Below are 13,469 nucleotides of genomic sequence, written 5' to 3'. Positions count from 1 at the left end.
CGCGCACTGCGTGAGTGAGCGGCGGGCCGCGCGACTGGCTGCGAGCCCGCGGAGGTGGGCGGCGGGCCGCGCCGTACGGTTTCGGCCGCGCCGGGGACCACGCGGCGCGTTAGTGGGCTGCGGGCGCGGGCCGTGAGCGCGGGGGCGCGGGCCGTGAGCGCGGGGCGGACGCAGCACGTAGGCCGTGGACCTCGAGCCGCGCGGTGGGCAGCGGCCACCACGTACCGCCGGCCCGTGAGAGCCGGTCGTGCACGCGCTGCCCACACGAGCGCCCCGACCACGGCGGTGGGAGCGGTGCCACCGGCCTGCGTGGGCTTCGTTCAGCCTCGGGACCGCGGGAGTGGGATGGCACTGGTGAGCGGTAGGGGTGGTTGCCAGCGGGCGGTACGTTGCCTGTAACCACCTTTCGGCGAGGGTGGGCGTACCGGACTGACAGATCGGGGCAACACGGTCCAGAATGGGCTCCATCGCGCTTACCTCCCTTGCCCGCGCCGCTGGCCGTGTCCTTGTTGCTGGACTGTCGGCGGCGCTCGCGTGTGCGGTGGGGGTGGGTGCGGCGCCTGGGGTGGCGGCGGCCGATCAGGTGCGGGCCGACCAGTGGCAGCTTGCGGCGCTCGATGCGCGCGATGCGTGGAAGTTGTCGACCGGCAAAGGGGTTGTCGTCGCCGTTGTCGACAGTGGGGTCGATGCCAAGCATCCGGATCTCGTGGGGCAGGTGCTGCCAGGGATTGACCTTGTCGATCCGGGGGCCAACGACTCGGGGGCAGTGGATCCCGTCGGGCACGGGACGACCGTCGCGGCGTTGATTGCGGGCAGTGGCAAGGACAGCGTCGGGGTGGAAGGGATCGCGCCGGGGGCGAAGATTCTGCCGATTCGGGTGTTGGACAAGGCGAACAAATACAACGATCCGGACATTGTCGCGCGGGCGGTTCGGTGGGGGGTGGACCATGGGGCGACGGTGATCAACCTGTCGCTCGGTGGGGCGTTGCGGAGTGAGGCGATTGCGGAGGCGCTGCGGTACGCGGCGGCGCACGATGTCGTGGTTGTGGCGTGTACCGGGAATGTGGCTACCGATCCCAACACGCATCAGGTGTGGTACCCGGCGCGGGAGCCGGGGGTGATCGCGGTTGCGGGGCTGGGGGCGCGCGGGACCGAGGCGCTGTGGTCGGGGTCGCTGACCGGGCCGGAGACGGTGCTGACGGCGCCTGCGGTGAACCTCACCGGGGCGCGGCCGGGTGGCGGGTACTGGCAGGTGCAGGGGACGAGCTTCGCGACGCCGCTGGTGGCGGGGGCGGCCTCGCTGGTGCGGGCGCGGTACCCGCGGATGAGCGCGGCCAACGTGATCAACCGGCTGATCGGGACGGCGCGGGATCTCGGGGTTGCGGGGCGGGACGACCGGTTCGGGTACGGCGAGGTGAACCCCGTCGCGGCGCTGCGCAACAACCTCGGCGAGGTGGCCGCGAACCCGTTGATGGCGGCGGCGCCGGCGGTGACGAGCAGTGCCTCCGAGCCGGCCGAGGACGGCACGGGGACGCCCCGGGGCGGGGCGGCGCCGATGCCGGCGGGCGAATCCGACGTACCACAGCTGGAAACAACCGCCGAGGACGATCGGGCCGGCGCGAGCACGGTCGCGGGGCTGACCGCCATGTTGCTGATCCTGATCGGGGGCTCGGTCGGCGTGCTGCTCCATCGCAGGCGCAGCTAGGCGCCGACCTGCCGATCAAGTCGAGCCGAGGCTGGCGCGGGCGGAATCCGGGCCGTCGCAGGCCGGCGTGATCGGCAGGGCGAGGGCTAAGCGCACTTGCCGGTGCTCGTCGCGTCCGTGTGGGCCTTGCCGGCCTCGGCGACCACTGAGGCCTCGTCCGCCGTTACCGCGAAGCCGGTCTCCGGGTCGTCGGCTGCGGCGGCGAAGATGACGCCGAGGACGCTGCCGTCGGTGGAGAGCAGCGGGCCGCCCGAGTTGCCGGAGCGGACCAGCGCGCGGATGGTGTAGATCTCGCGCGTGACCTTGCCGTCCTCGTAGATGTCCGGGCCCGTGATGTTGCGGTGGTCCCGGATGCGCGCGGACTGGGCGTCGTAGGGGCCGTCGAGCGGGTAGCCCAGGACGATGGCGTCGGAGTTGGACTCGGACTTCTTCGCGGCGAACGGCATGACCGGCGCGTTGAGGTTCTTGACGTAGAGGACCGCGATGTCGCGCTCCGGGTCGTAGGCGACCACGGTCGCGGGCAGCTGGCGCGAGGAGCCGTCGACGAGGACGTTGACGGTCTTGGTGCCGGCGACCACGTGGGCGTTGGTCATGACGCGGTTCTGTGCGTAGACGAAGCCGGAGCCCTCGATGCGCCGGGAGCAGCTCGGGGCCTGACCGAGGACCTTGACCACGGACTTCTTGGCGTTCTTGACGACCTCGGAGCCGGCGAGCTTCGGGTCCGGCGGGGAGACCTCCCTGACCCGGGTCGGCGACAGCCCGTCGAAGACGTCCGGGAAGCCGCGCGTGTCCACGGTGTCGCGCAGTGCCTGCGACAGGGCGTCGGCCTGGGTCGGCATGGCGGAGTCGACGACGTTCAGGATGATCGAGTTGCTCACCGCGCGGGCCAGCCACGGCAGGGACGAGGCGCTCAGTGGGGCGGCGACCAGCCAGACGACGAGGAGTACCGCAACAACCGAAACGACGGCGCCGCCCGCGTTGTCGGCGGCCTGGGCGTTGCGGTTGACGATCGCGCTGCGCAACCGGTTGCCCACGAAACTGGCCAGTGCCTGGCCGGCCACCGCGAGACCGAACACGGCCGAGAGCGAGATGACCACCCGCGCCGGGTCGGACGTGAAGAAGTGCTCGGCGATCAGCGGGCCAAGCTGCAGGCCCAGTAGCGCTCCGCCGAAGAACCCGATGAATGACAGCAGACCAACAAGGAACCCCTGGCGATAGCCGTTGACGGCGAACATCACCATGAGGAGCAAGAGGAGGATATCGATCACGCTGCCAGACACGCATTCAATGTACGGGGGTGGCACCAGAAGTCGGCAGTTCCTCAACCCGGCCGGTCGGCCACTCGACCGCCCAGCCGCCGAGTTCCAGCAGCGTAGACAGCACGCCGGCGGTAAATCCCCACACCAACATGTCGTGTATCCGAAACGCCGGGCCGATCCATCCGCTCGGGTGGCGAACACGCAGCCGGTGCTCGGGATCGACCAGCTCACGAATGGGGAGGCGCTCGACGCGGGCCACCTCGCCCGGGTCGGCGGGGCCGACCGGGTGCGGCGCGCGCCACCATGCGAGCACCGGCGTGACCAGGAAGTTGCTCACCGGGATCCACAGCGTCGGCAGCGTCGCGACGACCTCGACCGTGCTCGGGTCCAGGCCGACCTCCTCCTCCGCCTCGCGCAGCGCGCACGCGATCGAGTCGGCGTCGCCGGGGTCGACGGCCCCGCCGGGGAAGGCGGGCTGGCCGGCGTGGTTGCGCATGGTGTCGGCGCGCTGCAGGACGAGCACGTCGGGGCCGGTCGCCGGGTCCTCGCCGAAGAGCACGAGCACGGCACTCTGCCGGTACCCCTCGCCGTCGGGCGTGGGCAGCCGCGTGAAGTCGCCGGCCTCGGACGAGCGGATCCGAGTGAGCAAAGGTTCGAACCACTCAGGCAGGTCAGTCACGGTCACAACCACCCCAACCGCGCATATACGAAATATCCGAAATGTCGCGGCGCGCCAGCGCCCGACATTTCGGCACGAAAGCCCGTCACACGGACACCCCCAGATACTGGCGCGTCAGGTCGCGCAGGCGCGCCTCGGTGAGAGGTTCGCCCTGGTAGGCGTACGCGATCCGGCCCGACGACGTGATGAACAGCGTCGCCGGCAGCGAGACCAGCGCCTTCGACACCACCGGGCTCACCGAGATCGCCAGCTGCTGGCGCTGGTCCTCGAGCATGGGGAAGGTCAGCTTCAGCTCGTCGATCACCGACTGCGCCTGGTCGTGGCGGTCCTTCGTCACGACCCCGACGACCCGCACCTGACCTGCGCCGGCGGCCGCGAACCGGTTCATCTCGGGCAGCTCGGCCCGGCACGGCCCGCAGTAGGACGCCCAGAGGTTGACGACCGTCGGGCGGCCGCCGAGGTCGGCGATGTTCGTGTACCGGCCACCGGAGAAGCACGGCAGCGCCATGGCCGGCAGCGCGGGCGCGGAGGAGGCAACGGCAGCGGCCGAGGGCGAAGGCTCGACGCGCTCGATGCAGCGCGGGCCCGTGGGCGCGCCGGCGTCGGCGGGCGCGCCGGGGTTGGAGGTGCAGGCGGTCAGGCCGAAGAGCAGCGCGGCCACGCCCAGCAGGACCCGCCTCATAGCGCCAGCTCGGCGAGCTCGGCGGCGCGCGGGCCCTTGAGCAGCTTGAGCGCCACCTCGAGCTCGGTGGGGCCGGTGCCGTACGACGGGCAGTCCCGCCGCAGCGTGCAGGCGCCGCAGGCGGGCTTGAGGGCGTGGCACACGCGGCGGCCGTGGAAGATCACGCGGTGCGAGAGCATCGTCCAGTCCGAAGGCGGGAAGAGCGCGGCGATCGCGAACTCGATCTTGACCTCGTCGGTCTCCTCGGTCCAGCGCCACCGGCGCGTGAGGCGCTTGAAGTGGGTGTCGACGGTGATGCCGGGCACGTCGAAGGCGTTGCCGAGGATGACGTTGGCGGTCTTGCGGCCGATGCCGGGCAGCGCCACGAGCTCGCCCAGCGTGCCGGGCACCTCGCCGTCGTGGCGCTCGACGAGCGCCTGGCCCAGTCTCATCAGCGAGTCGGTCTTGTTGCGGAAGAAGCCGGTCGGGCGGATGAGCTCCTGCATCTCCATGCGGTCGGCCGCGGCGTAGGCGGCCGCGTCGGGGTAGCGCGCGAAAAGCTTCGGCGTCACCTGGTTGACCCGCTCATCCGTGCACTGCGCGGAGAGGATCGTGGCGACGGCGAGCTCCAGCGGGCTGGTGAAGTCCAGCTCGCAATGCGCGTCGGGGTGGATATTCGCCAGGGCGCGTCCCATCCGCCGCGCCCGTCGCTTCAACGCCAGCGCGGTCTCGGTCACGCAACGACAATACGTCGCGCGTGACCGAGCCCCGGATCGAGCTATCAGCCAGACGGCGGCGTGATCGTGCCGTCCGCCGCGATCTTCGCCCCGGTGCCGGGGAAGTCCTGCTTGGTCAGGTTCGAGACGAACGGGATGGCCTGCTTCTTCGGGTCGGGCTTGGGCAGGCCGGGCGCGACCATGTAGGTGGCGGTCAGCGACCCGCTCTTCCACGTGCCGTCGCCGAGCAGCTGGACCTTGAGCACCCCGCCGATGCCCACCGTGCCGTTGTACGACAGCGCCTTGTACCCGGCGAAGTTGCCGAGGCTGTAGGCGATCAGCCGGCCCTTGTAGAACTCCATCGCGCGCATGACGTGCGGTCCGTGGCCGATGACGAGGTCGGCGCCGGCGTCGACGACCCGGTGGCCGAACGCGATCGGGTCGCAGCGGTTCTCGCCGAGGAACATCTCGGTGCCGGGCTTCACGTGCGTCTTGTCCGAGCCCTCGGCGCCCTGGTGCACCTGCACCACGACGATGTCGGCCTTGGTCGCCGCCTCCTTGATGACCTTCTCGGCGGCGTCGAGGTCGTAGCAGAGGTTCGACCACTTGTAGGAGGCGAACCCGACGACGGCGATCTTCACGCCCTTGGCCTCGCCGACCGAGATCATGCCCGGCCAGCCGGTGTACTTGATCCCGGCGCCGTCCAGCGTCTTCTGCGAGTTCTGGTAGCCCTGCTCGCCGTAGTCGTAGGCGTGGTTGTTCGCCATGTTCATCATCATGAAGCCGGCGTCCTTGAGGTTCTGCACGAACGCGGGCGGCGTGCGGAACGCGAAGCAGGTCTTGCCGGCGCTGTCGGCCGAGCACTTGCCGACGCCGGTGTCGTCGGTCAGCACCTGCTCGAGGTTGCCCATCTGGAAGTCGGCGGTGAGGTACTGCTTCACGGGGTCGAAGAAGCCCTTGCCGTTGTTCGGCGGCAGCCCGCCGGGCGCCATGCCCATGACGATGTCGCCGGTGGCGCTCAGCGTGATGCCGTCGGCGGGCCCGGCCACGCCGCCGGCCGGCTGGGAGCCGGGCGCCGAACTGCCGTCGCCGGCCGCCGCCTGCTGCGTCGGGCCCTGCGTCGCGGCCGTCTTGTCGTCGCCGCCCCCCAGGAAGGTCGCTGCGCCCGCGGCGCCGGCGACGATGACCACGGCCGCGACGACGCCGAGGATGATCGCGGTGCGCCGCCCGTTGCCGGAGGGCGTCGGCGGCGGCTCGCCGGGCAGCGGCAGCTTGCGCCGGCCGGCCCGCTCCTCGGGCTCGTAGGCGCGGGCCGAGTAGAGGTCCTCCGGGCGGGTCGGGCCCGGGATGGGCTCGCGGCCGCCCCCATAAAGAGGCCCGGTGGCCGGCGGAGCGCCGTAGACGGAGCCGGTCCGCTCCTCGCGAGGCGTACGACCCGCCGCAAAACCGTCGAAACCGCCCGTGCTCTGGTCGTAACCCCCGACCGGGCCGGACGGTTGTTCGCGTGGGGCACCCCGCCGTTCCGGCTCGTCCGGCCAGCGGGACGGTCCGCCGTACACCGTCATGTGAACCCCACTCCAGCACTCGGCGACCCTCGCGCCCACCGCGAGCGTGAACGGGTCGTGTCCGACGCGAAGATATCGCACCCCGGCGACGCGGGTACCGCCCTCGCGCGCGACAGCCGCGCCCCAGGTCGGCGAGTATCATCAAAGGCTGCCCAACGCCCGGAACACGACCCCGTATGCATAAACTGACGTTCGCGCGATCGCTTTCGAAGCGAACGACGCGCCGACGGATTTGAGGTGGACGCGATGGACGAGGTACTGGCGCGCAGCGGCATCTTCCAAGGGGTCGAGGCCGACGCCGCAGAATCCCTCGCCAAGGAGATGGAGACGATCGACGTCCGCAAGGGCGAGATCGTGTTCAGCGAGGGCGAGCCCGGCGACAGTCTGTACATCGTGCTGTCCGGCAAGATCAAGGTCGGTCGGCGCGCGGCCGACGGCCGGCAGAACCTGATCGCGGTCATGGGCCCGAGCGACATGGTCGGCGAGCTCTCGCTGTTCGACCCGGGGCCGCGCACCGCCACGGCGACCGCGGTGCTCGACACCCGGCTGGCCCGCCTGCGCAAGCAGGCGCTGCGCCCCTGGCTGACCAACCGGCCGGAGATCGCCGAGCAGCTGCTGCGGGTGCTGGCCCGGCGTCTGCGCCGCACCAACGACGCCCTGGCCGACCTGATCTTCACCGACGTGCCCGGCCGCGTGGCCAAGACGCTGCTGCAGATGGCGGGCCGCTTCGGCACCCGCGACGGCGGCGTGCTGCGGGTCAACCACGACCTGACGCAGGAGGAGATGGCGCAGCTCGTGGGCGCCTCGCGCGAGACGGTGAACAAGGCCCTGGCCGACTTCGCCTCCCGCGGCTGGCTGCGCCTGGACGGCAAGAGCGTGATCATCATGGACCCCGAGCGCCTCGCCCGCCGCGCGCGCGTCTGAGGATCCGACCGACGAGAGCCGCCCGGGATTCCGGGCGGCTTTTCTTTTCATGGCTCGGGTCCGTGCAACTGACGACCGTTGCTCCCGCCAGGAATCCCGACGTCCGTGGTGCCAAGACCGCAAAAAACAATCAGGCTTGACTGTTTGTTTCCCGCGGTACACCCTGAAACCATGACGGCACAGCAGGAGCGCAGCCGCGCCACTCAGCGGCGCCTGCTCGAGGCGACCGTCGAGTGCCTGCACGACTTCGGCTGGTCCGGCGCCACCACCACGGTCATCGCCGAGCGGGCCGGCGTCTCGCGGGGCGCCCAGCTGCACCACTACCCCACGCGCGCCGCGCTGGTGCTCGCCGCCGTGCAGCACCTCGCCGAGCGGCGCGCCGAGGAGATCCGCACCGAGGCCGCCGCGCTCACCGGCGACCGCGAGCAGCGCCTCGACCGCGTGATCGAGCTGCTCGCCTCGGCGTTCACCGGCCCGCTGTTCGTCGCCGCGCTGGAGGTCTGGGTCGCGGCGCGCACCGACGCCGAGCTGCGCGACGCGCTCGTGCCGATCGAGGCCCGGGTCGGCCGCGAGATGCACCGGCTGACCGTGGAGCTGCTCGGCGCCGACGAGTCGCGCCCGGGCGTGCGCGAGGCCGTCCAGGCGACGCTCGACCTGCTGCGCGGCCTCGGCGTCGCCAACCTGCTCACCGACGACACCCCGCGCCGCACCCAGCTCCTCGCGGCTTGGAAGCAGCAACTCGCCAAGATGATCTAGGAGGCGCGATGGTGCAGCTCGACGAGGTCCTGCGTGACCTGCACGCCGAGTCCGAGGCGCTCGACCGGCTGGTCAGCGGCCTGAGCCCGGAGGACTGGAGCCGGCCGACGCCGGCGCCGGGCTGGAGCGTCGCGCACCAGATCTCGCACCTGCACTGGACGGACGAGGCCGCCACCCTCGCCAACGCCGACCCGGCCGCGTTCCTGGCCCGCCTCAGCGAGACCTTCGTGGACCCATATACGTTCGTCGACCGGGCCGCCGCGGCCGGCGTCGCGCCGCCGGACGAGCTGCTGCCCCGCTGGCGGGCCGGCCGCGCCGCGCTCGTGCGCGCCCTGACGGAGGTGCCGCCCGGCGAACGGCGCCCCTGGTTCGGCACCTCGATGTCGCCGCTGTCCAGCGCCACCGGCCGCGTCATGGAGACCTGGGCGCACGGGCGCGACATCGCCGAGACGTTCCCCGACGACGAGCGGGCGCGCGAGCACCTGCGCCCGACCGACCGGCTGCGGCACGTGGCGCACATCGGCTACCGCACCATCGGCCACAGCTTCGAAAGCCACGGCCGCCCGGCGCCGGACGCGCCCTTCCGGGTCGAGCTGACCACGGTCGACGGTGCGGTGTGGGAGTACGGGCCGCAGGACGCGCCCAACCGCGTGACCGGCCCGGCGCTGGACTTCTGCCTGCTGGTCACGCAGCGGCGCCACCCCGCCGACCTCGCGCTGCAGGCCACCGGCGACGCCGCGGCCGAGTGGCTCACCCTCGCGCAGGCCTTCGCCGGCCCGCCCGGCGCCGGCCGCGAGCCGAGGGCCGCCCGGTGACCGGCGCACCGCTGCGGATCGGCAACGCCTCCGGCTTCTACGGCGACCGGGCAACGGCCTGGCGCGAGATGCTCGACGGCGGCGAGCTGGACGTGCTCACCGGCGACTACCTCGCCGAGCTGACGATGCTGATCCTCGGCCGCGACCGGCTCAAGGACCCGGCGACCGGCTACGCGAAGACCTTCCTGCGCCAGCTCGAGTCCGTCCTCGGCACCGCAGTGCAGCGCGGCGTGCGCATCGTGACCAACGCCGGCGGCCTCAACCCCGCCGGGCTGGCCGAGGCGATCCGCGCGCTCGCCGGGCGCCTCGGCCTGGACGTCGCCGTCGCGCACGTCGAGGGCGACGACGTCACCGCCCGGGCCGCCGAGCTCGGCCTCGGCGAAGCGCTGACCGCCAACGCGTACCTCGGCGCCTTCGGCATCGCCGAGTGCCTGACCGCCGGCGCCGGCGTCGTCGTCACCGGCCGGGTCACCGACGCCTCGCTGGTCGTCGGGCCCGGCATCGCCCGCTTCGGCTGGACCCGCGCCGACCTGGACGCCCTGGCCGGCGCGACGGTCGCCGGGCACGTCCTGGAGTGCGGCGCGCAGGCCACCGGCGGCAACTTCGCGTTCTTCACCGAGCTGCCCGACGGCGCCCGCCGCCCCGGCTTCCCCCTCGCCGAGCTGCACGCCGACGGCAGCGCGGTGATCACCAAGCACCCGGGCACCGGCGGCGCCGTGACGGTCGAGACGGTCACGGCGCAGCTGCTGTACGAGATCGGCGCCCCCCGGTATCTCGGCCCGGACGTCGTCGCGGACTTCGCCACGATCCGGCTGCGCGACGACGGCCCGGACCGCGTGCGCATCGACGGGGTCCGCGGAGCCCCGCCGCCGCCCACCCTCAAGGTCGGCGTCAACACGCTCGGCGGCTTCCGCAACGCGATGACGTTCGTGCTGTGCGGCCTCGAGATCGAGCGGAAGGCGGCGCTGGTGCGCGCCCAGCTCGAAGACGCGCTCGGCCCGGACGGCCTGGAGTTCGTCCTGGCCCGCACCGACCACCCGGACGCCGCCGACGAGGCGTCGGCGAGCGCGCTGCTCACGGCGCACATCAAGGGCCCCGACCCCAAGCGGACCGGCCGGGCGTTCTCGCAGGCCGCGGTGGAGCTGGCGCTGGCCTCCTACCCCGGCCTCTCCCTGACTGCCCCGCCCGGCGATGCGACGCCTTTCGGCATTTTTACCGACTTTTCGGTGCCGCAGGCGTCGATCCCGCACATCGCGGTCCTTCCGGACGGCACTCGCAAGCCCATCAACTCGCCCGAGAGCACGGATATGGTGATAAGTCCGAAAAATCAGGACGCGCCAGCGTCCGGATTTTTCGCGACAAAAAGGATCCCGACGCAGCTCGGGCGGCTGTTCGGGGCCAGGTCGGGCGACAAGGGCGGGGACGCCAACATCGGGGTGTGGGCCCGCAGCGACAAAGCCTACGAGTGGCTCAGGACCGAGCTCACCGCCCAGCGGCTCAAGGAGCTGCTGCCCGAGGCGGGCGACGTCGAGCGGCACGAGCTGCCCAACCTCCTGGCGCTCAACTTCGTGCTGCGCGGGATCCTCGGCCAAGGGGTCGCGGCCAGCACCCGGTTCGATCCGCAGGGCAAGGCGCTCGGCGAGTGGCTGCGCTCCCGCGTGGTCGAGGTGCCCGAGGAGCTGCTGTCGTGAACGACCCGTTCGAGACCGAGGAGCGGCGCCGGCTGCGGGAGCTGACCCGGGCGTTCGTGACCAAGGAGATCCTGCCGCACCTCGACGAGTGGGAGCGCGCCGGCGAGGTGCCGCGCGAGCTGCACGCGCGGGCGGCCGAGATCGGGCTGCTCGGCGTCGGCTTTCCCGAAGCGGTCGGCGGCTCCGGCGGGGACCTGCTCGACAGCGTGGTGCTCACCGAGGAGCTGATCATCGCCGGCGGGTCGTCGGGGCTGGTCGCTGCGCTGTTCACGCACGGCATCGCGCTGCCGCACATCGTGGCCGCCGGCGACCCCGAGCTGATCGAGCGGTTCGTGCGCCCGACGCTCGCCGGCGAGCGCATCGGGTGCCTGGCGATCACCGAGCCGGACGGCGGGTCCGACGTGGCCGGCGTGCGCACCCGGGCGGTGCCCGACGGCGACGACTACGTGGTCAACGGGGCGAAGACGTTCATCACCAGCGGGGCCCGCGCCGACTTCGCCACGACGGCGGTGCAGACCGACGACGGGTTCCGGCTGCTGGTCGTCGACGGCGGGTTCACCGTCACCCGGAGGCTGGACAAGATGGGCTGGCACTGCTCGGACACCGCCGAGCTCGCCTTCGTCGACGTCCGAGTGCCGCGCCGCAACGTCGTCGGCGGGTTCGCCGAGGTCATGGCCCACTTCGCCACCGAGCGGATCTCGTTGGCGGTGCAGTCCTACGCGATCGCGCAGCGCTGCCTGGACCTCACCCTCGCGTGGGTACGGGACCGGCACACGTTCGGGCGGCCGTTGTCGAGCCGGCAGCTGGTGCGCCACCGGCTGGCCGAGATGGCGCGGCAGGTCGACGTCGCGCGCACCTACGTCCGCCACGTGGCGGTCCGCGTCGCCGGCGGCGAGCGGCTCGTGACGGAGGTGGCGATGGCGAAGAACACCGCGGTCGCGGCGTGCGACCTCGTCGTCGACCAGGCCGTGCAGCTGCACGGCGGCCTGGGGTACCTGCGCGACGCCGAGGTCGAGCGCCACTACCGCGACGCTCGGATCATGGGCATCGGCGGCGGGACCACGGAGATCATGAACGAGATCATCGCGAAGCAGTTGGGGGTCTGAGGCATGCCGGTGTTGACGAGCAACCTCGACCCGCGCGGGACCGCCTACCTCGAAAACCGGCAGGCGATGCTCGAGCGGCTGGCCGAGCTCGAGTCGGCGCTGCGCCAGGCGCGCGCCGGCGGGGGCGACAAGTACGTGGCGCGCCACCACGCGCGGGGCAAGCTGCTGCCGCGCGAGCGCATCGAGCTGCTGGTGGACCGCGACTCGCCGTTCCTGGAGCTGTGCCCGGTCGCGGCCTGGGGCACCGACTACCCGGTCGGGGCGAGCGTGGTGGCCGGCATCGGCATCGTCGAGGGCGTGCCCTGCGTGATCGTGGCCAACGACCCGACGGTGCGCGGCGGCGCGGTCAACCCGTTCTCGCTGAAGAAGACGCAGCGGGCCGGGCAGATCGCGCGGGAGAACCGGCTGCCGCTGGTCAACCTGGTCGAGTCCGGCGGCGCCGACCTGCCGCAGCAGGCGGAGATCTTCATACCGGGCGGCGCCGCGTTCCGCGACCTGACCCGGCTCTCGGCGGCGGCGATCCCGACGGTCGCCGTGGTGTTCGGCAACGCCACCGCCGGCGGCGCCTACATCCCCGGCATGTCCGACTACACGATCTTCGTGCGCGACCGGGCCAAGGTGTTCCTGGCCGGGCCGCCGCTGGTGAAGATGGCCACCGGCGAGACCGTCGACGACGAGACGCTCGGCGGCGCCGCGATGCACGCCACCCGCTCCGGGCTGGCCGACTTCGTGGCCGAGGACGAGCGCGACGCGATCCGCCTCGCGCGCTCCTGCATCCGCAACTTCGGCCACGACACCGTGAAGGCACACGGCCCGGAGCCGAAGTTCGACGCCGACGACCTGCTCGGCATCCCGAGCGCCGACCTGCGCGTGCCCTTCGACCCCCGCGACGTCCTCGCCCGCGTCCTCGACGCCAGCGAGTTCGACGAGTTCAAGCCCGCCTACGGCGCGGCACTGTGCACCGGCTGGGGCGCGATTCACGGCCACCGCATCGGCGTGCTGGCCAACGTGCGCGGCGTGCTGTTCTCCGCCGAGGCGCAGAAGGCCGCCCAGTTCATCCAGCTCGCCAACGCCACCGGCACGCCGCTGCTCTTCCTGCAGAACACCACCGGGTACATGGTCGGCAGCGAGTACGAGCAGGGCGGCATCATCAAGCACGGCGCCCTGATGATCAACGCGGTGGCGAACTCGCGGGTCCCGCACCTGACCGTCAACATCGGCGCGTCCTACGGCGCCGGCAACTACGGCATGTGCGGGCGGGCGTTCGAGCCGCGCTTCCTGTTCACGTGGCCCAACGCGAAGTCCGCCGTCATGGGGCCGCAGCAGCTGGCCGGCGTGCTGTCGATCGTGGCCCGGCAGGCGGCCGAGGCCAAGGGGCACGCCTACGACGAGGAGCAGGACCGCACGATGCGGTTCATGGTCGAACACAAGGTCGAGCAGGAGTCCGCGGCGCTGTTCCTGTCCGGCCGCCTGTACGACGACGGCGTGATCGACCCGCGGGACACCCGCACGGTGCTGGGCATGTGCCTGGCGCTGGTCGGGAGCGGCGAGCGTGCCCAATTCGGCGTGTTCCGGCACTAGGTATTCCGGCT

12 protein-coding genes are annotated in these 13,469 nt (G+C 72.1%); 7 read left to right on the top strand and 5 right to left on the bottom strand.

The genetic code is table 11. The features are described 5' to 3' along the window. Positions 1–457: 457 nt before the first annotated feature. Complete coding sequence (gene mycP, locus ABD901_RS10015; RefSeq protein ID WP_345123707.1) at positions 458–1,705, top strand: type VII secretion-associated serine protease mycosin; 1,248 nt, start codon at positions 458–460, stop codon at positions 1,703–1,705. An 86-nt stretch (positions 1,706–1,791) separates the two neighbouring features. On the opposite strand, the gene ABD901_RS10010 is transcribed toward mycP, so the two are convergent. The 5 genes from ABD901_RS10010 to ABD901_RS09990 form a co-directional block, all read right to left on the bottom strand. Continuing rightward, positions 1,792–2,985 carry a MarP family serine protease gene (locus tag ABD901_RS10010; RefSeq protein ID WP_345123704.1) on the bottom strand — a complete coding sequence of 398 codons (1,194 nt, stop codon included), beginning with the start codon at positions 2,983–2,985 and terminating at the stop codon, positions 1,792–1,794. Positions 2,986–2,989: 4 nt separating this feature from the next. Beyond that, positions 2,990–3,643: an NUDIX hydrolase gene (locus ABD901_RS10005; RefSeq protein ID WP_345123701.1), complete on the bottom strand. Its 654-nt coding sequence runs from the start codon at positions 3,641–3,643 to the stop codon at positions 2,990–2,992. Positions 3,644–3,728: 85 nt separating this feature from the next. Beyond that, a complete protein-coding gene (locus ABD901_RS10000; protein ID WP_345123698.1) occupies positions 3,729–4,325 on the bottom strand; it encodes a TlpA family protein disulfide reductase in 597 nt (198 codons plus the stop codon). Continuing rightward, positions 4,322–4,999: an endonuclease III gene (gene nth / locus ABD901_RS09995; protein WP_345124565.1), complete on the bottom strand. Its 678-nt coding sequence runs from the start codon at positions 4,997–4,999 to the stop codon at positions 4,322–4,324. The genes ABD901_RS10000 and nth overlap by 4 nt, the downstream gene beginning before the upstream one ends. 86 nt (positions 5,000–5,085) lie before the next feature. Continuing rightward, positions 5,086–6,285 carry a CapA family protein gene (locus tag ABD901_RS09990; protein WP_380139832.1) on the bottom strand — a complete coding sequence of 400 codons (1,200 nt, stop codon included), beginning with the start codon at positions 6,283–6,285 and terminating at the stop codon, positions 5,086–5,088. A gap of 546 nt (positions 6,286–6,831) precedes the next feature. Between ABD901_RS09990 and ABD901_RS09985 the strand changes: the two genes are divergently transcribed. The 6 genes from ABD901_RS09985 to ABD901_RS09960 all read left to right on the top strand — a co-directional run bounded on the left by ABD901_RS09985 (position 6,832) and on the right by ABD901_RS09960 (position 13,458). Further along, entirely contained in the window at positions 6,832–7,509 is a 678-nt protein-coding gene (locus ABD901_RS09985; RefSeq protein WP_345123694.1) for a Crp/Fnr family transcriptional regulator, read from the top strand. 171 nt (positions 7,510–7,680) lie between these two features. Continuing rightward, positions 7,681–8,265 (top strand): TetR/AcrR family transcriptional regulator, encoded by a 585-nt coding sequence (locus ABD901_RS09980; protein ID WP_345123692.1) that lies wholly within the window; start codon positions 7,681–7,683, stop codon positions 8,263–8,265. An 8-nt stretch (positions 8,266–8,273) separates the two neighbouring features. Continuing rightward, positions 8,274–9,080 carry a TIGR03084 family metal-binding protein gene (locus ABD901_RS09975; protein WP_345123689.1) on the top strand — a complete coding sequence of 269 codons (807 nt, stop codon included), beginning with the start codon at positions 8,274–8,276 and terminating at the stop codon, positions 9,078–9,080. After that, the gene (locus ABD901_RS09970) at positions 9,077–10,771 is read left to right on the top strand and encodes an acyclic terpene utilization AtuA family protein (protein ID WP_345123686.1); all 1,695 of its coding nucleotides are present in this window, start codon (positions 9,077–9,079) and stop codon (positions 10,769–10,771) included. The genes ABD901_RS09975 and ABD901_RS09970 overlap by 4 nt, the downstream gene beginning before the upstream one ends. Then, the gene (locus ABD901_RS09965; protein ID WP_345123684.1) at positions 10,768–11,877 is read left to right on the top strand and encodes an acyl-CoA dehydrogenase family protein; all 1,110 of its coding nucleotides are present in this window, start codon (positions 10,768–10,770) and stop codon (positions 11,875–11,877) included. Before ABD901_RS09970 ends, ABD901_RS09965 begins: the two co-directional genes overlap by 4 nt. Before the next feature lie 3 nt (positions 11,878–11,880). Then, positions 11,881–13,458 carry an acyl-CoA carboxylase subunit beta gene (locus ABD901_RS09960; protein ID WP_345123682.1) on the top strand — a complete coding sequence of 526 codons (1,578 nt, stop codon included), beginning with the start codon at positions 11,881–11,883 and terminating at the stop codon, positions 13,456–13,458. Positions 13,459–13,469 lie beyond the last annotated feature (11 nt).

It is taken from the genome of Dactylosporangium darangshiense (genome assembly GCF_039537565.1).
Taxonomy (GTDB): Bacteria; Actinomycetota; Actinomycetes; order Mycobacteriales; family Micromonosporaceae; genus Dactylosporangium; species Dactylosporangium darangshiense.
This window is presented reverse-complemented; position numbering and strand designations above follow the sequence as displayed.